General features: G+C 56.8%; 26 protein-coding genes and 1 pseudogene. 9 read left to right on the top strand and 18 right to left on the bottom strand.

Annotation, left to right across the window (positions count from 1 at the left end):
* Nucleotides 1-97: 97 nt before the first annotated feature.
* Genes ACMWJS_RS00235 through ACMWJS_RS00175 form a run of 13 tightly spaced genes read right to left on the bottom strand, consistent with a single transcriptional unit; the run spans nucleotide 98 to nucleotide 11155 of the window.
* Complete coding sequence (locus ACMWJS_RS00235; RefSeq protein WP_252073610.1) at nucleotides 98-895, bottom strand: prepilin peptidase; 798 nt, start codon at nucleotides 893-895, stop codon at nucleotides 98-100.
* Nucleotides 892-1377 carry a type II secretion system protein GspM gene (gene gspM / locus ACMWJS_RS00230; protein WP_045908415.1) on the bottom strand — a complete coding sequence of 162 codons (486 nt, stop codon included), beginning with the start codon at nucleotides 1375-1377 and terminating at the stop codon, nucleotides 892-894. Before gspM ends, ACMWJS_RS00235 begins: the two co-directional genes overlap by 4 nt.
* The gene (gspL, locus tag ACMWJS_RS00225) at nucleotides 1374-2516 is read right to left on the bottom strand and encodes a type II secretion system protein GspL (RefSeq protein ID WP_262820471.1); all 1143 of its coding nucleotides are present in this window, start codon (nucleotides 2514-2516) and stop codon (nucleotides 1374-1376) included. Before gspL ends, gspM begins: the two co-directional genes overlap by 4 nt.
* Nucleotides 2517-2531: 15 nt before the next feature.
* Nucleotides 2532-3542 (bottom strand): type II secretion system minor pseudopilin GspK, encoded by a 1011-nt coding sequence (gene gspK, locus ACMWJS_RS00220; protein ID WP_111966997.1) that lies wholly within the window; start codon nucleotides 3540-3542, stop codon nucleotides 2532-2534.
* The gene (gene gspJ, locus ACMWJS_RS00215; protein WP_262764562.1) at nucleotides 3539-4195 is read right to left on the bottom strand and encodes a type II secretion system minor pseudopilin GspJ; all 657 of its coding nucleotides are present in this window, start codon (nucleotides 4193-4195) and stop codon (nucleotides 3539-3541) included. The genes gspK and gspJ overlap by 4 nt, the downstream gene beginning before the upstream one ends.
* On the bottom strand, nucleotides 4192-4575 hold the full coding sequence (gspI, locus tag ACMWJS_RS00210) for a type II secretion system minor pseudopilin GspI (protein ID WP_235401369.1): 384 nt from the start codon (nucleotides 4573-4575) through the stop codon (nucleotides 4192-4194). The genes gspJ and gspI overlap by 4 nt, the downstream gene beginning before the upstream one ends.
* The gene (gene gspH / locus ACMWJS_RS00205) at nucleotides 4568-5053 is read right to left on the bottom strand and encodes a type II secretion system minor pseudopilin GspH (RefSeq protein WP_414746424.1); all 486 of its coding nucleotides are present in this window, start codon (nucleotides 5051-5053) and stop codon (nucleotides 4568-4570) included. The genes gspI and gspH overlap by 8 nt, the downstream gene beginning before the upstream one ends.
* On the bottom strand, nucleotides 5053-5502 hold the full coding sequence (gene gspG / locus ACMWJS_RS00200; protein WP_008500018.1) for a type II secretion system major pseudopilin GspG: 450 nt from the start codon (nucleotides 5500-5502) through the stop codon (nucleotides 5053-5055). Before gspG ends, gspH begins: the two co-directional genes overlap by 1 nt.
* Before the next feature lie 3 nt (nucleotides 5503-5505).
* Nucleotides 5506-6714, bottom strand: coding sequence for a type II secretion system inner membrane protein GspF (gene gspF / locus ACMWJS_RS00195; protein WP_262790405.1), 1209 nt, complete (start codon nucleotides 6712-6714; stop codon nucleotides 5506-5508).
* Nucleotides 6714-8192 carry a type II secretion system ATPase GspE gene (gene gspE, locus ACMWJS_RS00190; RefSeq protein WP_334763190.1) on the bottom strand — a complete coding sequence of 493 codons (1479 nt, stop codon included), beginning with the start codon at nucleotides 8190-8192 and terminating at the stop codon, nucleotides 6714-6716. The genes gspF and gspE overlap by 1 nt, the downstream gene beginning before the upstream one ends.
* A gap of 15 nt (nucleotides 8193-8207) precedes the next feature.
* Nucleotides 8208-10130 carry a type II secretion system secretin GspD gene (gspD, locus tag ACMWJS_RS00185; protein ID WP_167212392.1) on the bottom strand — a complete coding sequence of 641 codons (1923 nt, stop codon included), beginning with the start codon at nucleotides 10128-10130 and terminating at the stop codon, nucleotides 8208-8210.
* Nucleotides 10131-10143: 13 nt separating this feature from the next.
* Nucleotides 10144-10875, bottom strand: coding sequence for a type II secretion system protein GspC (gene gspC, locus ACMWJS_RS00180; RefSeq protein ID WP_167212390.1), 732 nt, complete (start codon nucleotides 10873-10875; stop codon nucleotides 10144-10146).
* Nucleotides 10826-11155, bottom strand: a complete 330-nt coding sequence (locus tag ACMWJS_RS00175; protein WP_414746423.1) for a hypothetical protein — start codon at nucleotides 11153-11155, stop codon at nucleotides 10826-10828. Before ACMWJS_RS00175 ends, gspC begins: the two co-directional genes overlap by 50 nt.
* A gap of 21 nt (nucleotides 11156-11176) precedes the next feature.
* Between ACMWJS_RS00175 and ACMWJS_RS00170 the strand changes: the two genes are divergently transcribed.
* Nucleotides 11177-12742: a peptidoglycan-binding protein gene (locus ACMWJS_RS00170; RefSeq protein ID WP_414746422.1), complete on the top strand. Its 1566-nt coding sequence runs from the start codon at nucleotides 11177-11179 to the stop codon at nucleotides 12740-12742.
* Nucleotides 12742-13374: a hypothetical protein gene (locus ACMWJS_RS00165; RefSeq protein WP_048222245.1), complete on the top strand. Its 633-nt coding sequence runs from the start codon at nucleotides 12742-12744 to the stop codon at nucleotides 13372-13374. Before ACMWJS_RS00170 ends, ACMWJS_RS00165 begins: the two co-directional genes overlap by 1 nt.
* On the opposite strand, the gene ACMWJS_RS00160 is transcribed toward ACMWJS_RS00165, so the two are convergent.
* The 3 genes from ACMWJS_RS00160 to ACMWJS_RS00150 form a co-directional block, all read right to left on the bottom strand.
* Entirely contained in the window at nucleotides 13375-13998 is a 624-nt protein-coding gene (locus ACMWJS_RS00160) for a helix-turn-helix domain-containing protein (protein WP_045908427.1), read from the bottom strand.
* A 273-nt stretch (nucleotides 13999-14271) separates the two neighbouring features.
* A complete protein-coding gene (locus ACMWJS_RS00155; RefSeq protein WP_414746421.1) occupies nucleotides 14272-15102 on the bottom strand; it encodes an N-acetylmuramoyl-L-alanine amidase in 831 nt (276 codons plus the stop codon).
* A complete protein-coding gene (locus ACMWJS_RS00150; RefSeq protein WP_023310944.1) occupies nucleotides 15099-15422 on the bottom strand; it encodes a heavy metal-binding domain-containing protein in 324 nt (107 codons plus the stop codon). Before ACMWJS_RS00150 ends, ACMWJS_RS00155 begins: the two co-directional genes overlap by 4 nt.
* A 97-nt stretch (nucleotides 15423-15519) precedes the next feature.
* Between ACMWJS_RS00150 and ACMWJS_RS00145 the strand changes: the two genes are divergently transcribed.
* From ACMWJS_RS00145 to artJ, 6 genes are all read left to right on the top strand, one after another.
* On the top strand, nucleotides 15520-16038 hold the full coding sequence (locus ACMWJS_RS00145) for a lipoprotein (protein ID WP_414746420.1): 519 nt from the start codon (nucleotides 15520-15522) through the stop codon (nucleotides 16036-16038).
* Between the two features lie 226 nt (nucleotides 16039-16264).
* Nucleotides 16265-16993 carry an arginine ABC transporter ATP-binding protein ArtP gene (artP, locus tag ACMWJS_RS00140; protein ID WP_008500030.1) on the top strand — a complete coding sequence of 243 codons (729 nt, stop codon included), beginning with the start codon at nucleotides 16265-16267 and terminating at the stop codon, nucleotides 16991-16993.
* Nucleotides 16994-17012: 19 nt separating this feature from the next.
* Nucleotides 17013-17744, top strand: coding sequence for an arginine ABC transporter substrate-binding protein ArtI (artI, locus tag ACMWJS_RS00135; protein ID WP_008500032.1), 732 nt, complete (start codon nucleotides 17013-17015; stop codon nucleotides 17742-17744).
* 6 nt (nucleotides 17745-17750) lie between these two features.
* Nucleotides 17751-18467, top strand: coding sequence for an arginine ABC transporter permease ArtQ (artQ, locus tag ACMWJS_RS00130; RefSeq protein ID WP_008500033.1), 717 nt, complete (start codon nucleotides 17751-17753; stop codon nucleotides 18465-18467).
* Entirely contained in the window at nucleotides 18467-19135 is a 669-nt protein-coding gene (artM, locus tag ACMWJS_RS00125) for an arginine ABC transporter permease ArtM (RefSeq protein WP_028012513.1), read from the top strand. Before artQ ends, artM begins: the two co-directional genes overlap by 1 nt.
* 173 nt (nucleotides 19136-19308) lie before the next feature.
* A complete protein-coding gene (artJ, locus tag ACMWJS_RS00120) occupies nucleotides 19309-20040 on the top strand; it encodes an arginine ABC transporter substrate-binding protein ArtJ (RefSeq protein ID WP_334763180.1) in 732 nt (243 codons plus the stop codon).
* Nucleotides 20041-20126: 86 nt separating this feature from the next.
* Here the strand turns inward: artJ and ACMWJS_RS00115 are convergent, their stop codons facing one another.
* Both ACMWJS_RS00115 and ACMWJS_RS00110 read right to left on the bottom strand, forming a co-directional pair.
* Nucleotides 20127-21596: an ATP-binding protein gene (locus ACMWJS_RS00115; RefSeq protein ID WP_167212374.1), complete on the bottom strand. Its 1470-nt coding sequence runs from the start codon at nucleotides 21594-21596 to the stop codon at nucleotides 20127-20129.
* Complete coding sequence (locus ACMWJS_RS00110) at nucleotides 21580-22287, bottom strand: response regulator transcription factor (protein WP_025912904.1); 708 nt, start codon at nucleotides 22285-22287, stop codon at nucleotides 21580-21582. Before ACMWJS_RS00110 ends, ACMWJS_RS00115 begins: the two co-directional genes overlap by 17 nt.
* A gap of 116 nt (nucleotides 22288-22403) precedes the next feature.
* Between ACMWJS_RS00110 and ACMWJS_RS00105 the strand changes: the two are divergent.
* Nucleotides 22404-22853 (top strand): annotated as a pseudogene (locus tag ACMWJS_RS00105) (hypothetical protein).
* Nucleotides 22854-22886: the final 33 nt, after the last annotated feature.

Genomic DNA, 22886 nt, shown 5'->3' with positions numbered 1-22886 from the left:
TCCGTGTAGCTTATGCCTTTTACGATACACTGAGGATAAAAGGTCGTCCTTCTCTTTCCCCGTCGAAAAAATTGATAAAAAAACTTGACCCGGTTATTTAATATGTCAGTGAAAATAACTGGCTGGTATAGAGTGCTATTCCAGCAAAAGCCAGATAAGGTCCGAAAGCGATGGTGAGGTTATTTTTATTTAATTTATTTAAAAGCAAATAACCCACGATGCCGCTTAATGCGGCAATTAATTCAATCTCAGGCAGCGCCTGCCAGCCGCACCAGGCGCCCAGCGCCGCCAGCAGCTTAAAATCGCCGTAGCCCAGCCCTTCCCGGCGGGTGAGCAGACGAAACGCCCAGTACACCAGCCAGAGCGAAAGATAGCCCGCCACCGCGCCCAGCAGCGCATCGCGCAGGGGCAGTCCGTGGCTAAAAGCGTGGAACAGCAGCCCGGCCCACAGCAGCGGCTGCGTCAGGCAGTCGGGCAGCAGCTGGTGCTGTCCGTCAATCATCGCCAGCGGCAACAGAAAGGCCGCCAGCACCCACAGCGAGAAAAGAGATGCCAATCCCGGTATCCACCAGGCGGTGACGCCAAAGAACAGCGCCATCACCAGTTCGAGTAAAAATAACCGCAGCGGAATCGCCGACTGACAGCAGCGGCAGCGTCCCCGCAGCGCCAGCCAGCTCAGCAGCGGAATATTCTCCCAGGCGCGCAGCGCATGCTGGCAGACGGGACAGTGCGATGCCGGGAAAAGCAGGTTGCTGCGGCACGCCTCCTCCATCACCATCCCCGGCACGCGGTCCACCACGACGCCGAGAAAGCTCCCCAGGATCGCGCCGAGCACGCCGCTCATCGCGGCAAACCCGACGGGATAACTCTCCCGGACGAGCATCAGCCCGTTCATGCCACTTTTTTCCAGGTCAGCTGGATTTCGGCCTTCACGTCGCTCAGGTGATCCACCGGTGTAAGGTTTATTTTCTCCAGCCTGACGCCGGAGGCGAGGTTCATCTCACGCAGCCAGTTTTTTAACTCATAGACGTTGACCCGGTTCACCACAAAGGCCAGGGTCTGACCATCCTGGCGAATATCGGTCAAAGTCAGGTTAATTTCATGCGCGCTATTCTCCACCACGCTGCGTGGATTATCAGTTTTCACCTGTAGCACCGGCAGATGGTTTTTATCAATTTCTGTTTTCATCCAGTTTACCGTTTCCGTTTGTCGCGCCAGCGTCGCCTGGCTATTTTTTATCATGTTATCCAGGGGTATTACCCCCGCGTAATAGATGACGGCGCCGAATAAGGCTCCCGCCGCTATTTTTAAAATGCGTTGTTCTCTGACGCTGTATTGTTGATAACGAGATTTAAGCTGTGCAATTCGCCCTTTCATTTATATTTCCCTGTAATCATGGCCGTATACGGCGCGTCCTTTGAAATAGGCTCTAACGTAAAATCAAAGTTCGCGCTGGCCTGATGAATGAATTCCTGTAGCGCCTGCTCGTTTTGCGCACTCACACTTAACGTCAGGGTCCCCTGCGTGTCGTCATATTCAAACAGCGTAATTTCCATCGACGGAACGGACTGACGGATTTTTTCCAGCTCGTCCATCTGCAAAAAAATGCCTTTCGGCTGCTTCTTGATGTTCTGCCCGAAGTGGTACTTGAGGTTGGTCTGCTGGCGCATGCTTGGAAAATGGTGCTGATAGAGCTGGACCATCTCCTGCTGGACCTGATTTTCCTGATCGACCAACATCCACGCCAGGGCGATGCGGGGGCCGAGCAGCAGGCCCAGAGAGAGAAGCCCCATCGCCGCGACGGCGGCCTTCATCCCTTTCGCCGCCCTCGCGCTGGTCGCCTTCGCGCTGAACGCGCCGTGCAGCAGGTTGACGCGGCACGCCTGCCACTGGGGCTGGATCAGCACCAGCGGATGTTCGCCTGCCAGCTGTTCGTCAACCTCAACGCCTGGCGGGATCTCCCCGTAGCAACGCACCTCGCCGTCTCCGGCTTTTTGCATCAGCAGCGGCAAGAGACCCGCCTCAACGTTACAGGCGGTATGCGGGGATAAGCGCAGCCAGTAGTTCTCCTCCTGTGCGACCAGCGTGCTTCCGCCCGCCGTCACCGGCAGCAGCCAGGCGTCCGGCAGGGCCTGAATCACCTTCAGGCCCGCCTCGTGAAAGCGGGTCAGCCACTGCTGCAGGCGGGCGGTATCTATCGCCACGGCGTCCACCTCGGCGCCTTTTTTGTTCAGCACCGTCCAGTGGAGATCGTCCACCTCGCCGATCAGGGTCTCCTCCGCCATCCACGAGAAGGCGGTCGCCTGCGACGCGACTTTCTTCGGCAGCGTAAAGTGGCGGAAGATCATCTCGCTGGCGGGCAGCAGCAGACAGACGCGCGCGGCCAGCGGATGATCGGCAAGGGTATGCAGCGCCTGCGGGGTGTCCAGGGTTGTAACCTGTTCGCTTCCCGACTCACACCACATGATTTTCCCGTCCTCACGGCTGTCGGGACGAACAAAAAGGACCTGTTTCATAGCGTTCTACTTTTCTTATTCAATCATTCGGTAACGACGTTGCCACGTCACAATTTCACCGGCTTCGTTATTCACCTGAAGCTGGCTCACCACGCGAAGCGTTAACTCATCGGTATTGCCGGTATAGTTGACGCGGAAATACCGGCTGTTGATGGAGAGAACCTCAGCCACCTGCGGGAGATCGTCCTTCAGCTGCGGGAAGGCCTGTTCCAGCGCTTTGCTGAAGACTTCCATGCTTTCCCAGCCGGTCTCCGGCCGCGACGCAATCAGACGAACGGCATCGTCCGCGGTCAGTTTTCCCGGGAACAGGGCTGCCAGTAAGGGAGCCTGCTCCGGCGTCAGGGTATTGACATCCACCTTGCTGGCGGAGTCCGGCAGCGCGCATAACAGCTTGCTCACCTTCGGGTACGCCGCAGCAGGAAACGCCGGCAGCAGCTTTATCTCGGCAAGGGTGCGCATCATCTGATTCGCTGGCTGACGCGCCGGCACCACGCCAGCCCAGGCGTCCGTCTCCGCGCCCTCTTTCACCGTTGTAGTGTCGCCGTCGAGATAATCCACCAGCTGCTGATAGACCTCTTCCGCCGTTGTCTGGCTGACGCCGCCGTCCGTCAGGATCTGCTCGACAATCTTCTCTTTTCGCGGCTTTTCCGGCACGGCTGACGCAGTTTGATCCTGAGCCACTTTGTCTGCGGCCAGCAGGTTATTGACGTTGAAGCAGTCCTGCGCGTCCTCGACCTGACTGACCACCGTATAGTCTTCACCCTGCGTCTCCAGCGGCTGGTGCCAGTCGCCCTCCGGGTCGAGCGGTTTGCTCTCGCCGCTGGCGTCGCTCTGCAAGCGATCTTTCACCACCTTTTCCTGCGCCTGCATTGCCCAGCGCAGCTGCTGCTGGCTCACCTGATAGTGGGTTTTCTGCAAATTACGGCAGAACTGCTGGCTGATTTTGGCCGCCAGGGCCGACATCATGACCAACAGGATCAGCACAACCAGCAGGGCAACGCCGCGTTGTTGATGTATCCGGCTCATGGCTTCACGTCCGGCGCAGGCGCACGTTGCGGGGCGGGTGCATTTTCCGCCGCCGGTGCCGCCGTTTCGGTGCCCGGCTGCGGTGCCGCCGCTTCCGGCATATCTCCCGGCGTGGTAAACACCCAGCGCCAGGTCTCGCCATTTTCCATGGTCAGCGTGAGCTCCACGCCGTCTGGCAGATGGGCGGACTCACCCCAGCTTTTTTGCCAGCCTTGGCGATAAAACCGCCACTGCATCGATTTCACCTCGCTGACAATCGGCACTTCATCGGGTTTGACGTCTGCCGGGCTGTCAATCACCGGCCAGACGTCGCGATACAGGCGCCCCTCTTCCAGCCGCCAGCGCACACGCTCCAGCTGGACCGTGCCGCTCACGCCGTTCAGCGTGGTGAATTCAACCGCATCACCATCCTGCAAAAACAGGTCCGGCTCGTTGCGCGGCGCCCGCGCCTGCAGCTGGAAAAAATCGCGCTCCATCAGGCTCCAGGCACGCTGTAGCTGGTTGAGCTTTGCCGCACTGGCATCCGTGGCTGAACTGGTGCGCATCGCGCCGTCCAGAATTTGCCAGGCCAGGGTGCTGATGACCGCGAAGATAGTCAGCGCAATCATGATCTCCAGCAGGGTAAAACCGCGCTGGCGTCGGATCGTCTTCACTTGCTCTCTTCTCCCGGCCCGATAATCTGAAGCGAAATGACCGGCTGGCTTTCATCGCCTTCGGCGTAAACGCGGATGGCATTGGCCCAGCCGCTATTGGCGGTTTTCACCCGCTGCTTGTGCCAGTACCAACTGCGTCCCCCCATAATTTCCGTCCCCTGCTCCTCGGCATCGGGAAAATCGGCTTTAGCAAGCTGGGCTTCTGCCAGCTGATTTTCCGCAACCCAGCTGGCCTGCAGCGTTTCGGCCAGCCCGTGGGTGAAGCGCACGTTCAGGGAGACGGAATTCATCAGCGCCAGCGCGGCGGTGGAGAAAATGACCAGCGCCACCATCACCTCCAGGAGCGTCATCCCGTTCTGCTTAACCTTGCCTTTAGTCATCGTTTTCTACCGATACCGGGGCAGCGCCCTGCGACACCACGCGGAAGTGATGCTGTTTGTCGTAACTTTGCAGCGTCAGCGTAAAACGGCCAATCTCGCCGTCCGGCAGAAAGAGGATCTGGGGGTCGGCCTCGACGGTCGCCGCCAGACGCTGAGGCGAAAGCGATACGTGCATCTCTTCCGGGAAATCGCCCTTCGTGGTAATACGGCCTGCGGATAATGGCACCCAGCGACGTTCGCCGTTTTTATCGTCGAGCGTGACCAGCTGATAGTTATCGGTCGTGATGACCAGCCCGACAATATTTCCGTCCATTACCGCGCGGTCCGAACCATAATCAACGAGGGCTTTTAATTGCTGACCAAATATATCCGCACCGCTGCGTGAGGGTATTGTTGATACAACCATCATGGCGCAGCTGGAAAATATCACCAGCGCCAGAATAATTTCCAGCAACGTAAAGCCGCGTTGACGCTTCATTATTTCTCTTTCTTATCCAGAGACCAGTTCGTAATATCGTCTGCGGTATTGGCTTCGCCATCGGGACCGGCAGAGAAGACGTCTACGGCGCCGTGTTCACCCGGGCTGACGAGCAGATAATCGTTGCCCCACGGGTCCTGCGGCAGGCGGCGAATATAGCCGTCGGCGCGGTAGCCGTTGGGAATGGGCGCGATCTCAGGTTTGGTCACCAGCGCCTGCAGGCCCTGCTCGGTGGTCGGGTAGCGGTGGTTATCGAGCTTATACATATCCAGCGAACCTTCGAGCGCAACAATATCGCTGGTCGCCTTTTGCGCGTCCGCTTTTTCTTTATTACCCATTAAATTTGGCACCACCATACTCGCTAAAACGCCGAGAATAACGATCACCACCATTAATTCGAGCAAGGTGAACCCCGCCTGGCGAGCCAGACGTTTTGTTTTTATAGCCATGATTTAACCTACCATATTATTAAGTTGCAGAAGCGGCTGTAATATTGACAGCACGATGAATAAAACAATCGTCGCCATGGAGACCACCAGCGCCGGTTCAAATACCGACAGCGTTAACGTAATACGATGCTGTAGCGCCGATTCCTGGTTTTCCGCCGCGCGGTCCATTAAGTTGCCTAATTCGCCGCTCTCTTCACCGGAGGCAATCATGTACAGCATGGTGGGCGGGAATAATTTCGCCTGCTCCAGCGCGGCATAGAGCGATGCCCCCTGGCGCACGGTATCCGCCGCCTGCTCCAGCACCTGCCGGGCGTAGAGATTTTCGATACCGTCCATCGCGATATACATCCCTTCGAGCAGCGGCACGCTGCTCGCCTGCAGGATGCTGAGCGTGCGGATATAGCGGGCGCTGTTGATGGCGCACACCAGCTTTTTAATCGGCGAGCCGTTCACCAGCCAGCTGTGCCAGCGAAAGCGGTTTTTAGCGTTTCTGAGCCAGGTCTTAAAGCCGATAACCCCACCGGTCAGGATCCCGACAATATAGATGCCGTACGCCTGCAGGAAATCGCTCACCGCAATCAGCGTGCGGGTGGTGATCGGCAACTGCTGCTTCATATGGGTGAACTGCTCGATCACCTGCGGCACCACCGCCACCAGCAGAATGCTAATGACCGCGATGGCCACCACCGTCAGGGTGATCGGGTAGACCATCGCCTGCGTCAGCTTGCTCTTCATCTTCTGTCGCTGCTCGTTGTACTCCGCCAGCTTCTCCAGCACGTCGCCGAGGTGGCCGGTTTTTTCACCGGCCATCACCAGCGTGCAGTAGAGCTTGTCGAAGGTGCGCGGGAACTGGCTGAAGGCGTCGAACAGCGTATGCCCTTCCACCACCTTCTCGCGGATCTCCACCACCATCGCCGCCAGCTTTTTGTCCTCCGTCTGCTTCGAGATCGCCTTCAGCGCGCTCTCCAGCGGCAGTGCGGCGTTGACCAGCGTGGAGAGCTGACGGGTAAACATCGACAGCACCGGCGTGGAGAGCTTCGCCCCGGTTTTCGCTTTCCCGGACGCCGCCGCCTCGCGCGTTTCGGAGATGCTGACGGGCATCAGCTTTTGCTCACGTAATGTCTGGCGAACCTGCTTTTGCCCTTCGGCCTGCAGCGTGCCGCGCCGGGTTTTGCCCGCCGCATCCGTTGCCGTCCATGCGTAGAGGGCCATTACTCATCCCCTCCACGCTCGGCGGTGACGCGCATCACCTCTTCCAGAGAGGTGACGCCGCTGATCACCTTCAGCAGCCCGTTTTCGCGCAGGCTGTAGGCCTGCTTAAAGAGCTGCGTTTCGATGGACATCTCATCTTTATCTTCATGGATGGCGCGACGCATGGCGGTGTCCACCACCAGGAATTCATGAATACCCGCACGTCCCTGATAGCCGCTCTGCCGGCAATGCTCGCAGCCCACCGCGCGATAGATCGCTTTCGGCGGCGTCGCCATGAAGCTGAACAGCGCTTTTTCATTGGCGTCCAGCGGACTGGTGGTGCGGCAGTGCGAACACAGCCGACGCACCAGACGCTGGGCAATGACACCGAGCAACGATGAACCGATTAAAAACGACTCCAGTCCCATATCCCGCAGACGGGTGATAGCCCCGGCGGCGCTGTTGGTGTGCAGCGTAGACATGACCAGGTGACCGGTGAGCGAGGCCTGCACCGCAATTTGTGCGGTTTCGCCGTCGCGAATCTCCCCGATCATCACCACGTCCGGGTCCTGACGCAGGATGGCGCGCAGCCCGCGGGCAAAGGTCATGTCCACGCGCGGGTTCACCTGGGTCTGCCCCACCCCTTCCAGCTCGTATTCAATCGGATCTTCGACGGTCAGGATATTACGCTCATGACCGTTCAGCGCCGAGAGAATGGCGTACAGGGTGGTACTTTTCCCGGAGCCCGTGGGCCCGGTGACCAGGATGATGCCGTGCGGGCGGTCAATCAGCCCTTTTAACTTCTCCAGCTCTTCATCAATCAGGCCCAGCTTGTTGATGTCGGGCTTGAGGTTACTTTTATCGAGCAGGCGCATCACCACGCGCTCGCCGTACTGGGACGGAATGGTCGAGACGCGCACGTCGATCGCCTTGCGGCCAATGCGCAGGGAGATACGGCCATCCTGCGGCAGACGTTTTTCGGCGATGTCGAGTTTTGACATGACCTTGATGCGCGACACCAGCAGCGGCGCGAGCTTGCGCGCGGGCTGGAGAACCGGGCGCAGGACGCCGTCAACGCGGAAGCGAATGCTCAGCGTCCGTTCGAACGTTTCAATGTGAATATCCGACGCGCCGTCCTTCACCGCCTCGCCGAGAATGGCGTTGATCAGGCGGATCACCGGCGAGTTTTCGTCGTTATCGAGCAGATCTTCGTTGTCCGGGATCTCCTCGGTTAACGCCATCAGGTCGATATCCGCGTCCATATCGTCCACCAGCTGCTGGGAGACGCCGCTGCTCTGCTGCCAGATTTTGGCCAGCATCTCCTCAAAGGCCTCAGGGGCGAGGATCGTCGGCTCGAAGGGGCGTCCCAGTACCCGGCGCATCTCCAGCAGGGCAAACGCGGGAGCATCCTCGCGAATGTAGACGTCGTTGTTGTAAAACAGGACGCCGTTATCCTTTGCGTAACTGCTGCTGCAGAGCGTTTTACTCAGTTCATCCACGTTGCGCCCTCCGCCTTAGTTTTTAAACGGATTGCGCGACGTGCTGGCGCGGGTTGTGGCCGGCGCGGCGCTGGCCGACGGGAAGGCTGGCAGCACCGCGTTGTCGGACGGTTCAATAATACCGAGCTTCTTCTCCTCCACGCGCTGCTGCTGACGGGCGCGGATCTGGTCATATTTCTCTTTCGACGCCGCGCTGAAGTTATCGTCGTCGCGCAGGACGGTGGTATGGATAAACACCATCAGATTGCGCTTCGAGGTATCCTGCGAGGTGTAGCGGAACAGCTGACCAACCAGCGGGATATCGCCGAGCAGGGGCACTTTGGAAACCGACTGCTTGGTGACGTTTTCCATCAGGCCGCCAAGCACCACCGTCTGGCCGCTGTGTACCATCACTTCGTTGTTGATGGTGCGGGTGTTGAAGGTTGGGCCGAGGCTGGCGTCCTCCGTCGCGCTGTTGTCGACGCTGGAGACTTCCTGCTCAATCTTCAGGTGGATCATGTCGCCATCGTTGATCTGCGGCACAATTTTCAGCTTGGTACCGACCGTCTTACGCTCAACGGAGTTAAAGACGTTGTCGCCACTGGTGGTCTGCGAGCCGGAGAGCACCGGCACATCCTGCCCGACGTTGAACGACGCTTCTTTGTTATCCAGCGTGACCACGCTTGGGGTGGAGAGAATGTCGTTCTTGCCGTCGGTGGAGAGCGCGGTCATCAGGGCACCGAAATCGCCGTTAAAGAAGCCGGTCGCCAGGCCAGTGAAGCTCGCCCCCTTCATGGTGCCGTTTTTAATCTGGCTGATAGGCAGGCCGGTTGAGCCGAACTGTACGCCGCCGTGCTTGCTGGTCCACTGCACGCCGAGATCCAGGCCGTTACCGTCCTGTACTTCCGCGATGATGGCTTCCACCAGCACCTGTGGACGACGGATGTCGAGCTTGTCGATCACCTTCTCCAGAGAGTTCATCACGTTAGGCTGGGCGGTGATCACCAGCGAGTTGGTTGCCTCGTCGGCGGTAATGTTCAGATCGCTGGACGCAGGCGCGGCTTTCGACTTCGGCGCGCCCGCCTTATCCTTCAGCTGCTCGCCAATGCCGGTCAGGACTGGAACCACCTTGGTGGCGCTGGCATACTTGAGATAGAAGACGCGGGTATTCCCTTCGTTATTTTGCTCGCGATCCAGCTGATGGATCAGGGAGCGGGTACGCATGCGCGCGTCTTCCGAGCCGCTGATCACCAGGCTGTTGGTTTCGTCATCTGCCACCACTTTGGTGGCCAGCTGCGGCGCGTTCTGCCCCTTCTGCTCTTCATTGTTGAGGTTGTTCAACATGTCGGAGAGTTCTTTAGCGGACGCAAAGCGCAGCGGCACAATCTCGCGGCGCTGAATACCGTCTTTGTCCACGCGCTGAACCAGATCCACCAGGCGATTGACCACCGAGGCTTTACCGGTCAACAGCAGCACGTTGGACGGCTCGAAGTGCACCACGTTCCCGATGCCGGTGGCATCGTTGAGCTGGCGCAGCAGCGGGGCCAGCTCGCGCACCGGCACGTTTTCCATGCGCACGACGCGGGTGATGATTTCGTCGCCTTTGCCCGGATTTTTACCGTCGGCCAGCGGCGCACCGGCGGTGCGGGCAATGCTTGAGCGCACCACCTTGACCATGCCGTTATCCATCGGGATCACCGACAGGCCGTACAGGTCCAGCACGCTCAGGAAAAACTGGTAATACTCATCTTCCGTCAGCACGTTATAGGTTCTGACCGACACCGTGCCCTGAACGGACGGATCGACCAGAATGGTTTTGTTCAGATTGCGGCCTACCGTATCAATAAACTCGCGGATATCGGTATTTTTAAAGCTGGCGCTAAAGTTGGCTGCGAGCAGCGAACTGGAATATAACGACAATGCGGTCAGCGCCACGCACGCCCAAGGAAATTTCTTCATGTCTGTACACTTGTTAATTGTTTAGAACATTGACCCGAATATTTTCAAGGTGAGCGTGACGTCTGACGACGACCTCCGCTTCTTTCATTTTCGACCAGTTGGCAATAATATTTTTTGCCTTTGCTGCATCGGTCATATCGACAGAATTGACTTTTACCGCCACATCGCCTTTTTCCAGCCCGGAATGGCTGTAGAAGACAGAGGCATTCCTTGGATTAATGTTGTAGCCTTCCAGTTGGCCCTTTTCGATAAGTGGTTTTAACACCAGATAATCATCCAGATGCACGCTTTCCGCACCTGCATCTTTCGTCGATTTGGTTACCGGACCGCTGTCAACGCCGCCCTTAAAATAATCAGGTTTATTTAACGCCAGTACCTGTGTAGCACCTTCGTAATTAACCACCACATTGTCTTTGTTAATTTCCTGAATAAAGGCATCGTTAAAACCAGTCAGCGCCTCGCCTTCGCGATAGCTCTTCTGTCCCCCCGGCGTTTTGATCACGGCGAAGGAGAGCCAGGCATCGTCGCTGCGGACGATCCCCTCAATTTCGGCGGCGAGCGGGGCTTTCGCGGCCTCAGGCAGGCTATCCTGACGCACGGCGGCGGTGAAAAGTGAAAAAGCCTTTTCTTCCTGACGTCTTTTTTGCGGTTTCGCCGCTGCGTTCGCCAGCTTATTCGTCACTTTTTTATAATCTTTAAAAATGACGTAGCCTTGCTGACCGCAAAAAATCAGCAATACAAACATAATACAGGGCGTTATCCACCGTGAAAAAAGTGAGAACCTCATTATTCATCTGGCCTTTAGCAAAGCGAAAATAAGCAGCATCATGCTGCGCCAATATGTGGCATAAATAGTAATTAGCGGCCAGATAATCGACCACCTGCTTCGCCGTTAACTTTGATAAAGAAAAAGATTGACCGTCAAAAAGACCGGTGTTAGAGGTAGCCAACAGGTTATTTTTACCCTGTCCGTAAATTGACCATGATGCAGCCTTGCCGTACTTTTCCGGACCATTGCTATTCATGTCCAGAGACGGTAAGTCGCTATGTATCAGAGTCATTTTAAATTTAATCACCCGCCTTTTCGAAAAATCACCCGTGCCTCGGGCGATTTCTTCGTGCCGTATCATCAGGATATTTTCAACCTGCTGAAAGAGAAAACCCAACAGGCGGGGATTATTGGGCTCTTTGCTGACGATGCCCCGCTGCTGGGCCAGGTCAGCGACGCCCTGAAATCCACCTCCCCTGGCGTTATTGCTATCAATGCGTTTCCAAAACTGAGTGCCAGTAGCCTGCTGTATAAACTCAACCCGGGAACGAAAGAGAGCAAAAACCGGCTTCAGGCAGTGGATACCATCCTGCACCAGTGGCAGGGAGGGAAAAGCAGGACGAAAGTGCTGGTGATTAGCCATACCGATGCCATGAAAGAGACCTGTCGGGAGGTGCTGGCTCTGCTGCTGACGCGTGCGCAGGAGCTGGAGTTTCGCCTGTCCGTCGTGCTGATGGGGCCAGCGGATCGGGATGCCGCGCTGATGCAGCAGCCTGAACTGCGTGAATATGCGCATACCTGTCACACCCTGCGTCCCCTTACCTGCCGGGAGTTTCTCAGCTACGTTCAGGCGCAGTGTGAAGCGCACGGGTGTGAGCACGCGCCGTTAACCCCGGCGCGGGTGCGTAAAATGCATGCCCTGACTAAAGGGAATATCAGCAAGCTGAACGAGCTGGCGCACCTGTCGATGCTTGCCGCCTGGACCGAACGTGCAGCCCAGGTCAGCCCGCGTCATTTGCGCCTGGCGGCAGGTGAAATCCTGCCTGCGAAAAAATACGGTAAGCGCCTGGCTACCGTGAGCGTATTCGCCTCTGTGCTGTTCGCCGCCTGCGGCTGGTATTTGACCTCTTCAATCGGTGCAAGACTTCCGATTCAACTGCCGGTGCCTGCCAGCTGGAAACAGCAGACGCCAAAAGTTCAGGCGCCGGTGGTGCCGGTTATCGACAACGAGGTGGTTAACCAGCCGGATGCGATGCATCAGCTCTATCTGATGTGGGGGTATGACGCCTCGGCGGAGGATGCCCTGTGCCAGAACGCCGCGAAGGTGAACCTGATGTGTAAGCAGGGGAATGCTTCCCCGGATGCGCTGGCACAGGAAGGGTATCCGTGGGTGAGTGAACTGAAAACCGGCAACCACCTTAACTATGCCGTGGTCGCCCGCGTCGGGGATAACTCACTCGACCTGCTGATGAACAACCGCACCTGGCAGGTAAGCCGTCACTGGTTTAACCAGCATGCCACCGGCAACTATACCCAGCTCCACCGCCTGACGCCGGAAGGCAAAGACGCCATCAGCGCCGCCAGCGACGGTAAAGAGCTGGCCTGGCTTGACCAGCAACTGAGCCAGGCCCTTGCCGAACCGGTAACCCACGCGCAAACCTGGACGGCAGAGATGATGAAACGCACCCGCGAGTTCCAGCAAAAAATGCATCTGCGCGTCGACGGCATTCCCGGGGAAGATACGCTGATGCAGTTAATGCGTGACACCAACACCACGCCGAGCGTGCTGCTTCAGACCACCCACGCCGCGCCGGACGCGAAAACGCAGGAGAAGCATTCCTAATGTCTACCATCTGTCTTGCGGCTCAGCGCAGCTACGTTTCCGGGGAAGCGGTCTGGTTTTCGTACCGCATGCCCAGCCTGAGAAAGATCGTTTCTAACGCCTTGTTAGGAATAGTAAGCCTCTGCGTCATGCTGATGGCGGGGCTGTACGCCCACGTTTACTGGCAACTGCGCCACCCTGCGCCGGAGCCGGTAAAAAAAGTGCACGTGGCGAAGCCTGAAACGCAGCTTTCCGACATGCACTACGTGTATGTGAGTAAGCCGTTCCCGCATCCGCACCCGAAACCCGCGCCGGTGCAGGCCGACGTCCCTGCCATGCAGGATCTGCCGATTAACAGCGACGACGCCGACTGGCAGCAGGCGCCGGACGGCACGGTGCCGCACGATACCTCGCGGGATACCCTCCCCGGCACGCAAGCGCACGACGATGCAGCCCCCGCCCGCACGGACGGTGACGACGGTTCATTAACCGAGCTGTTTAAGCAGGCGTTAAAAGAACAGGAGCAGGATTATTCGCAAGGCAAAATACCCGCGCCGCCGGTTGACGAAACGCAGGATAATGCTCAGGCCAGCACATTACATAAAGAAAATTCCCGGTCTCCGTTAAGTGAAAAAGGAGACCGGCTGGAATAGTTAATATTTTTCAGGCAGGTTGGTGATGTTAAGGAGTCGACCCTTTTCCACCACAATATATTGACCTTTTTTCAGGTCGGAGAGAATTTTGATAATGGTGCTGCGTGCCAGGTTGGTGTATTCCTGAATATAATCATAAACGTTGATATCGCGTTGATGATGGACAATCAGTTCATTAATCTCCAGCAAAAACTCGCGCACAACAGAATAGGCGCTGCGGGCGACCAGCACGTCATCACGCTTGCTCAGCATGCAGATATACCAGGCCAGCACTTTGGTAAGCTCAGGCCATAAGCCTTTCTCCGTCATAAGCTGAGAAAAGGCGTCTTTTGGAATCGAACGCACCACGGTATTCGAGCGGACCAGGCCATACATATGGGATGAATGATAAAAAATGGAAGAGAGTCCAAAGACGCACTGCCCCTGCAGGGTGAACATACAGAGCTCGTCGGATTCGCGGCGAAATTCCACTTCACCGCTGACGATAACATGAATAAATTCATTGTCGACGGTGGTAATTTTTTGCCATTTCTTTAACGTTTTTTCTTCATATCCTTCTGTTGCGGAAATAATGTTTTCCATTTCATGATGCGGACGCAATTTTCTGCCGTAAATGCTTAACATTGTTATACCCGAATTAAGATGTTAATTTTAGATAAAAAGGGGCCACGGTGGAACCACCGAACTATTCGTATAATCCTGATAAAAACTTCTGGAAGAAGTGAAATAAGAGCAATAAGCAGGTGTTATTTTTTGTTATTACTTAGCAAGCTATACGTCTATCTTAAATGAGGGTATTTTTAAGTCAATTAACTAAAAATGAATTGAGAATGTACTTAAGATTAATCTCATAGAAAATAAGGTAATATGACCTGGTCAGGGGGCAGTCCTGAAGGACTACCCCTGCCCGTATTTCTCTAAAAGCGCCTCGGCGATGGCCAGGGTTTCTACGTCAGCCACGCCGTTCCACAGCGCGGGGCGGAAGTGCATCTGAAACGCGCAGATCACCCTCTTCTGCTGCTGTTCCGTGGCGTTGTCCTGCACCTCGTAGCCATAGCGCTTCAGCACATCGAGCAGCGCCCCTCGTTCGACCTCCTGATAGCGCGGCCGTCCATTGATATAGAACGCCACGCGGGCTGGATCGGGCCAGGCACCTATCCCCTGCTGAGCCAGTTGCTGCCACGGAAACAGCGGACCGGGATCGTCTTTACGCTGCGGGGCGATATCCGAATGGGCCACCACATTTTCAGGTCTGATGTTGTAGCGGGTAATAATGTCTTTGGCGAGCGGCACCAGCGCCGCAATCTGCGCAGGGGCAAACGGAGTAAACGTTTTCACGCCGTCGCGCATTTGCCAGCCGCGGTTCTCGAGCTCAATCCCCACGGACGTATCATTAATCCGGTTGGTGCCGCGCCAGAAGCTAATGCCCGCATGCCAGGCCAGCTCGCTCTCGGGAACCAGCTGCCAGATGCGCGGCTTGCCGTCCGGCGCCGGGGGGCTGGCAGGAATCAAATAGTGAGAGCTGACATTTTTATCCGTCAGCGTGGCCAGCGAGCTGTCAAAATCATCCGCGGTGTAGTGGATCACCAGCACCTTGATGCGCGGGTAAGCCGCCTGCGCCTGATGACGCGTATCCAGCTCGTAGGCGCCTTTATCAACGATCCCCTTTTCCGTGACGCATCCTGCCAGCAGCAGCGCCAGCAGGAGGGTGGCAAACAAACGCGTCATCGCAGGGTTTTCACCGCCGTACCGCTTACGCTCACCATCAGCATGCTGGCATCTTTACCGACCGTTTCGTAGTCGATATCAATCCCCACGACCGCATCCGCGCCGAGGGCTTCCGCCTGCTCGCCGAGCTCTTTGAAGGCGATTTCGCGGGCTTTGCGCAGCTCTTTTTCGTATGCACCCGAGCGGCCACCCACGATATCGCGGATACCGGCAAAAAAGTCACGGAAGATATTGGCGCCGAGAATCGCTTCGCCGGTGACCACGCCGCAGTACTCGGTAATTGTCTGCCCTTCCAGGGTTGGCGTTGTTGAAAACTGCATGGTTTCTCTCCTTCTTTAGCGTTCAATGCCTTAGGCACAGCATTATCGGTTCGTTACGCTATGATTGAAAGGATAGTTAATAAATAAGGAAATCAACATGCGCTATTCAGCTTTAACACTTTTGGTGCCCTGCGCGCTGGTGCTCAGCGCCTGTACCACCACGGTCACGCCTGCCTTTAAGGATATTGGTACCCGCAGCGGCCCCTGCATTGAGGGCGGCCCGGACACCGTGGCGCAGCAGTTCGATGATTATCGCCTCCAGCACCGCAGCAACGATCTCACCGGCCTGCGCCCGTATCTGAGCGATGGCCTGGCAAAACTGCTTAATGATGCCACCCGCGATCCGCAGCACAACGCGCTGCTGAAATCCGATCCGTTCTCCAGTCGCACCACGCTACCGGACAGCGCAGAAGTGGCCAGCGCGTCAACCATCCCGAACACGGATGCCCGTAATATTCCACTGCGCGTGAAGCTGACGCAGGGCACCCAAACCTGGCAGGACGAAGTGCTGATGATCCGTGAAGGACAGTGTTGGGCGGTGGACGACGTACGCTACGTGGGCGGCAGCGTTCATGCCCCGGCAGGCACGCTTCGCCAGTCGATTGAGAACCGCTGATTCATCAATGATAAAAATGTTACCCCCGTAAAATGTCCGGCATTTCTTGCGGAATGCCGACATTTATACTCGCCGACCTTGCCGTTCGCTATTTTGTGCTATGTTTAAGAGGAAATACGGGTTATATTTAACTTTTAACGCAGAAATATTGCATAACTATTCTGTCAACGGTACTATCTGCGGCCTCAATTGCTATAGATTGCCTGGATGAGTAAAGACTGCCCCGATGAGTATTAAACTAAACGGCATTAACTGCTTCTACGGCGCACACCAGGCGCTGTTTGACATCACGCTAAACTGCCCGGAAGGCGAAACGCTGGTTTTGCTTGGCCCTAGCGGTGCAGGTAAAAGCTCCCTTCTGCGTGTTCTTAATCTGCTTGAGATGCCCCGTTCAGGTACGCTGGCGATTGCCGGTAACCATTTTGATTTCGCGAAGACGCCGTCTGATAAGGCGATTCGCGAACTGCGTCAAAACGTCGGCATGGTCTTCCAGCAATACAATCTCTGGCCGCACCTGACCGTGCTGCAGAACCTGATTGAAGCCCCGTGCCGCGTGCTGGGGTTAAGCAAGGATCAGGCCATTGCGCGTGCCGAAAAGCTGCTGGAGCGTCTGCGCCTTAAGCCCTACAGCGACCGCTACCCGCTGCACCTGTCCGGTGGTCAGCAGCAGCGCGTGGCCATTGCCCGTGCGCTGATGATGGAACCCGCGGTGCTGCTGTTTGATGAACCAACGGCGGCGCTGGATCCGGAAATCACCGCCCAGATCGTGAGCATCATTCGCGAGCTGGCGGAAACCAACATTACGCAGGTTATCGTCACCCACGAAGTGGAAGTGGCGCGCAAAACCGCCAGCCGTGTGGTCTACATGGAAAATGGGTATATCGTTGAGCAAGGTGATGCGAGCTGCTTCGCTAACCCGCAAACCGATGCCTTCAAAAACTATTTATCTCATTGATTGTGTCAGGGGAAATATAATGAAAAAAGTATTACTTGCCGTGCTGCTTGCTGGCGTTACCCTTTCTGCTACCGCAGCCCAGACCATTCGTTTCGCGACGGAAGCCTCTTACCCTCCGTTTGAGTCCATTGATGCGAACAACAAAATTGTGGGCTTCGACGTGGACCTGGCTAACGCCCTGTGTAAAGAGATCGATGCAACCTGTACCTTCAGCAACCAGGCGTTCGACAGCCTGATCCCAAGCCTGAAGTTCCGCCGTATCGACGCCGTGATGGCCGGTATGGACATCACCCCCGAGCGTGAAAAGCAGGTGCTGTTCACCACCCCTTACTACGACAACTCCGCCCTGTTCATTGGTCAGAAAGGTAAATTCACCTCTGTCGATCAGCTGAAAGGCAAAAAAGTGGGCGTGCAGAACGGCACCACGCACCAGAAATTCATCATGGATAAGCATCCGGAAATCACCACCGTTCCGTATGACAGCTACCAGAACGCGAAGCTGGATCTGCAAAATGGCCGTATCGACGGCGTATTTGGTGATACCGCGGTGGTGACCGAGTGGCTGAAAGCCAACGACAAGCTGGCACCCGTGGGCGACAAAGTGACCGATAAGGATTACTTCGGTACCGGTCTGGGGATTGCCGTTCGTCAGGGCAACACTGAGCTGCAGCAGAAATTCAACGCTGCGCTGGAAAAAGTGAAGAAAGACGGCACCTACGAAACCATCTACAAAAAATGGTTCCAGAAGTAATTCCTGATGAATGAAATTTTTCCTTTAGCAAGCGCTGCCGGGATGACCGTCGGCCTTGCCGTTTGCGCACTGATTATCGGCCTCGTGCTGGCGATGTTCTTTGCGGTGTGGGAATCCGCGAAATGGTTCCCCGTCGCCTGGACAGGCTCCGCGCTGGTCACCGTGCTGCGTGGGCTACCGGAAATTCTGGTGGTCCTGTTTATCTATTTCGGCTCCTCACAGCTGCTACTGACGCTGTCTGACGGCTTCACGATCAATCTCGGCTTTGCGCAGATCCCGGTGCAGATGCAGATCGACAACTTCGACGTCAGCCCATTCCTGTGCGGCGTGATTGCCCTCTCCCTGCTCTACTCCGCGTACGCGTCGCAAACCCTGCGCGGTGCGCTGAAAGCCGTGCCGCAGGGACAATGGGAGTCGGGTCAGGCGTTAGGGTTATCGAAATCCGCCATCTTTTTCCGTCTGGTGATGCCGCAGATGTGGCGTCATGCCCTGCCGGGGCTCGGCAACCAGTGGCTGGTGCTGCTGAAAGATACCGCGCTGGTGAGCCTGATTAGCGTTAACGATTTGATGCTGCAAACCAAAAGCATCGCCACCCGTACCCAGGAGCCGTTTACCTGGTACATTGTGGCGGCGGCGATCTACCTGGTGATCACGTTGCTCAGTCAGTACATCCTCAAGCGTATTGACCTGCGAGCGACGCGCTTTGAACGGAGACCAGGCTGATGCTTGAATACTTTCCCGAGTTGATGAAAGGGCTGCACACCAGCCTGACGCTGACCGTGGCGTCCATTATCGTGGCGCTGATCCTGGCGCTCATCTTCACCATCATCCTGACGCTAAAAACGCCGGTGCTGGTGTGGATTGTGCGCGGGTATATCACCCTTTTTACCGGTACGCCGCTGCTGGTGCAGATCTTCCTGATTTACTACGGCCCGGGCCAGTTCCCGTCGCTGCAGGCGTATCCGGTTATCTGGCATCTGCTCTCTGAGCCGTGGCTGTGTGCCCTGATTGCCCTTTCGCTGAACAGCGCGGCCTATACCACCCAGCTGTTCTACGGGGCGATCCGCGCCATCCCGGAAGGCCAGTGGCAGTCCTGCGGGGCGCTGGGCATGAGCAAGAAAGACACGCTGGCAATCCTGCTGCCGTACGCCTTTAAGCGCGCCCTCTCCTCCTATTCCAACGAAGTGGTGCTGGTGTTCAAAAGTACCTCGCTGGCCTACACCATCACCCTAATGGAAGTGATGGGACACGGACAGCTGCTGTATGGACGCACCTATGACGTAATGGTGTTCGGCGCGGCGGGCGTGGTGTATCTGGTGGTGAACGGTCTGCTGACGCTGATGATGCGCCTGATTGAGCGTAAAGCGCTGGCGTTTGAGCGCAGAAATTAACCACGCGAATGCATAAAACGGTATTCATAAAGCGGGTAACCTGATGGGTTATCCGCTTTTTTTTGCGATAAAAATAATACTTAATCATTTTTATTGCATATAAATTCATTAACTGGCATTGTACATCCAGGCCGCAGACACGGCGCATCAATAAGACAGACGGGAGCATTACAATGAAAAAGTTAGTTCTGGCCGCATTACTCGCCACCCTCGCCGCTGGCGCATCCGCTGCGGAAAAAATCAATTTCGGCGTGTCCGCCACCTATCCGCCGTTTGAGTCGCTGGATGCCAGCAACCAGATCGTCGGTTTCGATATCGATCTGGCGAAAGCGCTGTGCAAACAGATGCAGGCCGACTGCACCTTTACTAACCATGCTTTTGACAGCCTGATCCCGTCGCTGAAGTTCAAAAAATACGACGCGGTGATCTCCGGGATGGACATCACGCCTGAGCGCAGCAAGCAGGTGGCGTTCACCGACCCGTACTACGCCAACTCGGCGGTGGTGATTGCGAAGAAAGGCGCGTATACCTCTTTCGATCAGCTGAAAGGCAAACGCATCGGGATGGAAAACGGCACCACGCACCAGAAATACCTGCAGGACAAACATCCTGAAGTGAAGACCGTGGCCTATGACAGCTACCAGAACGCGATTATCGACCTGAAAAATGGCCGTATCGACGGCGTCTTCGGCGATACTGCCGTGGTGAACGAGTGGCTCAAAACCAACCCGCAACTGGGCACGGCTACCGAGAAAGTGACCGATCCACAGTACTTCGGCACGGGCCTCGGCATCGCGGTACGTCCGGATAACAAAGCGCTTCTGGAAAAACTGAACGGCGCGCTGAAAGCGATTAAAGCGGACGGTACGTACCAGAAAATCAGCGAGCAGTGGTTCCCGCAGTAATGTCTTTTGCCGGGTGACGGCTTCGCCTTACCCGGCCTACGGGGGGATTTGTAGGCCGGGCAAGCGCAGCGCCGCCCGGCACTCTCTCATAACGGCACAAAGAACCTGAACCGTGCCCCGCTCACCGACTCCATTAGCCTGATCCCGCCCCCGTGCAGCTCCAGCATCCGTTTCACGATTAATAGCCCCAACCCGCCGCGATTCTCCCGCGAGGCCTGGGTATTGAGCGCCGACGGCCGCTGGAACAGATCGTCGCGCAGCGAGGCATCCACACCCGTTCCGCTGTCGGACACTTCGACCTGCAGCTGTTCATTTTCCTGCCACACCGCCAGACGAATTTCTCCGCCGCCAGGCGTATGGCGCATCGCGTTATCCAGCAGGTTGGTCACCACGCGTTCAATCATCGACACATCGGCGTTTACCATCGGCAGCGGCCCCGGCACGTCAATATGCAGATTGACCTCTCGCGTGCGGGCCGTGAGCTCAAACTTCTGCGCCACGTCGGAAATCAGCTCCGCCATTGCGAACCGCTCGCGCTGGGGTTTAATACCACCGTGTTCAAGGCGTGCCAGCTCAAACAGCTGCTGCGAAAGATGCCGGACTTTTTGCCCCTGACGCAGCGCGGTGGCGAGATACTGCTGGTGTTCCTGCGGCGTCAGGGTGGCGGATTTGAGCGACAGGGTTTCGAGATAACCCAGCAGTGAGGTCAGCGGCGTGCGGAGATCGTGCGAAATATTGGCGATAAACTCCCGGCGCTGGCGATCGCTGTCGGCCAGCCGATCCCACTGTTGGGTGATTTTGCGCGCCAGCTCGATAAAGCTGTTGCGCAGGATCGCCACTTCATCTTTTGCCGCCGCGTCCGGCGTCTGTGCCGCCAGCAGCCTGATTGCGCTCATGCTGTCCTGCTCCAGTCCGGCGACCTCCACCGTCAGCTGTTTGACCGGGCGCGTGACCCAGTACCAGACCAGCAGCCCTGCCAGCAGCCCAAACAGCGCGACCCACAGCAGTGACCACAGGACGGTACTCCACAGCGCCTTGTGCCAGGCCATTTCCGCCAGAGCATTTGACTCCTCGCCCTGCAAGATAATGTACAGATAGCCTTTTAGCTCGCCGTCCTGCCGCAGCGGCGTGGCACTGAAGACTTTTTTATTTTGACTGCGCGGATCGTCGCCCAGTACCGGCATGGCGGTGCCGCTCAGGAAGCTCTGCACCGGCGCCAGATCGATTTTTTGCCGCTGAACATGGCCCGGCGGTGCGGCATCGGCGAGGATATCGCCGTCAGGAGAGATAACGTACAACTCAACGCTCGGATTAAAGGTCATCAGCCGGCCAAACAGCGGTTTCAGCGCGCTGCGGTCGACCCGGCCCTGCGCGTCCAGAATCGGTTCGCGCTGGACGATCTGCTGCGCCAGCCCACCCGACAAACGCTGCACCATTGCGTTACCGTACTGCATGCTGCTGTAGAGCTGTACCGCGCAGGCGACGGCGGCGCAGAGCATCATCAGCAGGATGAAGAGCAGCGTCAGGCGCTGGCTCAGGCTAAAGCGACGCATCATGCTGCGGCTCCGCAAATTTGTAGCCCTTGCCCCAGACGGTGCGAATGATCTCCGGCTCGGCGGCGTCCTTCTCTATCTTGATGCGCAGGCGGTTGATATGGGTGTTGACGGTGTGCTCGTAGCCTTCATGCTGGTAGCCCCAGACCTGCTCCAGCAGCGCCAGACGGGAGAACACCTCGCCGGGATGACGGGCAAAGAAGTAGAGCAGTTCGAACTCGCGCGGGGTGAGGTCCACCACCTGGCCGTGAAGCAGCACGCTGCGCGCCAGCGGATCGATGGTCAGTCCGTGCGCCTGAATGTGTCCGTCGGTTTGCGCCTGCCCCATCGCCTGCTGGCGACGAAACAGTGCTTTGATACGCGCAATCAGCTCCTGCACGGAGAACGGTTTTGCCAGATAGTCGTCGGCGCCGGTTTCCAGCCCGGTGATGCGGTCGGTTTCGCTGCTGCGGGCGCTGATGATGATCACCGGCAGGTAGCGCGTCATCTGACGGATGCGGCGGCAAATCTCCAGACCGTCCACGTTGGGTAGCATCAGGTCGAGGATCACCGCATCCCACGTCTGTGCTTCAAGACGCTGCAGGGCGTTGCCCCCGTCGGGCTCGTGGGTGATGGCGTAGCCTTCGTCTTCTAAATTGAGTCGCAGAAGCGCCGCGATATCGTGGTCGTCTTCCACCAGCAGGATCTGCTTCATGGGTAAGCCTTCATACATTTCTTATGACGTAAGCTTACCTGATTTCGCCGGGATGAAGAGTTCACATTTTGTTGAAGATTTGGAAGGTAACAAACCAACATACTGAGGATGTTTATATGTCGATCGTCTCGTCTTTTTCAGACACACTTCTCACACTTCCTGTTAATCACAATACCGATTTCACCGATCTGGCCGACAACTGCCAGCGCTACTGAGAAGCGCTGGTTGAAGAAACCGATCCTGCCAGAAAAATCGCGCTCTGTGGCCGCCTCGCCACCTGTCTTGCCTTGCTCCGCCCGATGCTGCTGGAACCTGTGCCGGAGCATTTGTATGAACGATTAACGGTGGACGTTTTCCCAGAAAGAGAACCTGCATTCAACGCGGAGCCTGATCAACTGTGCCGTTATTGTGAGGAGATTACGCAACTCTTAATAGGGGGGGTACTTGCGCCGGAGTCAGCCCGCGTGATGGGTGATCTGCTCTTTGAGCTGACAGGCTATTTTGCCGACCAGTTGAAAGCGCCACGCTGGCTTAAAACAGAGGCGGGAGTCGCATTCCTGGGTTGAGCAAACAAAGCCGGGTGGCGGCTACGCCTTACC

This window comes from Enterobacter sp. HK-058-C-ECC (genome assembly GCF_047531125.1).
Taxonomy (GTDB): Bacteria; Pseudomonadota; Gammaproteobacteria; order Enterobacterales; family Enterobacteriaceae; genus Enterobacter; species Enterobacter quasiroggenkampii.
This window is presented reverse-complemented; position numbering and strand designations above follow the sequence as displayed.

Bases quoted from the DNA above. Each gene is read 5' to 3' on its own strand.
- artJ (WP_334763180.1), top strand. From the start codon at position 19,309: ATGAAAAAGTTAGTTCTGGCCGCATTACTCGCCACCCTCGCCGCTGGC.
- gspK (WP_111966997.1), bottom strand. From the start codon at position 3,542: ATGAGCCGGATACATCAACAACGCGGCGTTGCCCTGCTGGTTGTGCTG.
- ACMWJS_RS00150 (WP_023310944.1), bottom strand. From the start codon at position 15,422: ATGCAGTTTTCAACAACGCCAACCCTGGAAGGGCAGACAATTACCGAG.
- ACMWJS_RS00145 (WP_414746420.1), top strand. From the start codon at position 15,520: ATGCGCTATTCAGCTTTAACACTTTTGGTGCCCTGCGCGCTGGTGCTC.
- ACMWJS_RS00175 (WP_414746423.1), bottom strand. From the start codon at position 11,155: ATGAATAGCAATGGTCCGGAAAAGTACGGCAAGGCTGCATCATGGTCA.
- gspD (WP_167212392.1), bottom strand. From the start codon at position 10,130: ATGAAGAAATTTCCTTGGGCGTGCGTGGCGCTGACCGCATTGTCGTTA.
- ACMWJS_RS00235 (WP_252073610.1), bottom strand. From the start codon at position 895: ATGAACGGGCTGATGCTCGTCCGGGAGAGTTATCCCGTCGGGTTTGCC.
- gspM (WP_045908415.1), bottom strand. From the start codon at position 1,377: ATGAAAGGGCGAATTGCACAGCTTAAATCTCGTTATCAACAATACAGC.
- ACMWJS_RS00160 (WP_045908427.1), bottom strand. From the start codon at position 13,998: ATGTTAAGCATTTACGGCAGAAAATTGCGTCCGCATCATGAAATGGAA.
- gspG (WP_008500018.1), bottom strand. From the start codon at position 5,502: ATGGCTATAAAAACAAAACGTCTGGCTCGCCAGGCGGGGTTCACCTTG.
- ACMWJS_RS00110 (WP_025912904.1), bottom strand. From the start codon at position 22,287: ATGAAGCAGATCCTGCTGGTGGAAGACGACCACGATATCGCGGCGCTT.
- artP (WP_008500030.1), top strand. From the start codon at position 16,265: ATGAGTATTAAACTAAACGGCATTAACTGCTTCTACGGCGCACACCAG.
- gspH (WP_414746424.1), bottom strand. From the start codon at position 5,053: ATGAAGCGTCAACGCGGCTTTACGTTGCTGGAAATTATTCTGGCGCTG.
- artQ (WP_008500033.1), top strand. From the start codon at position 17,751: ATGAATGAAATTTTTCCTTTAGCAAGCGCTGCCGGGATGACCGTCGGC.
- gspL (WP_262820471.1), bottom strand. From the start codon at position 2,516: ATGAAACAGGTCCTTTTTGTTCGTCCCGACAGCCGTGAGGACGGGAAA.
- ACMWJS_RS00115 (WP_167212374.1), bottom strand. From the start codon at position 21,596: ATGATGCGTCGCTTTAGCCTGAGCCAGCGCCTGACGCTGCTCTTCATC.
- gspC (WP_167212390.1), bottom strand. From the start codon at position 10,875: ATGTTTGTATTGCTGATTTTTTGCGGTCAGCAAGGCTACGTCATTTTT.
- ACMWJS_RS00170 (WP_414746422.1), top strand. From the start codon at position 11,177: ATGTATCAGAGTCATTTTAAATTTAATCACCCGCCTTTTCGAAAAATC.
- gspI (WP_235401369.1), bottom strand. From the start codon at position 4,575: ATGACTAAAGGCAAGGTTAAGCAGAACGGGATGACGCTCCTGGAGGTG.
- gspF (WP_262790405.1), bottom strand. From the start codon at position 6,714: ATGGCCCTCTACGCATGGACGGCAACGGATGCGGCGGGCAAAACCCGG.
- artI (WP_008500032.1), top strand. From the start codon at position 17,013: ATGAAAAAAGTATTACTTGCCGTGCTGCTTGCTGGCGTTACCCTTTCT.
- artM (WP_028012513.1), top strand. From the start codon at position 18,467: ATGCTTGAATACTTTCCCGAGTTGATGAAAGGGCTGCACACCAGCCTG.
- ACMWJS_RS00155 (WP_414746421.1), bottom strand. From the start codon at position 15,102: ATGACGCGTTTGTTTGCCACCCTCCTGCTGGCGCTGCTGCTGGCAGGA.
- ACMWJS_RS00165 (WP_048222245.1), top strand. From the start codon at position 12,742: ATGTCTACCATCTGTCTTGCGGCTCAGCGCAGCTACGTTTCCGGGGAA.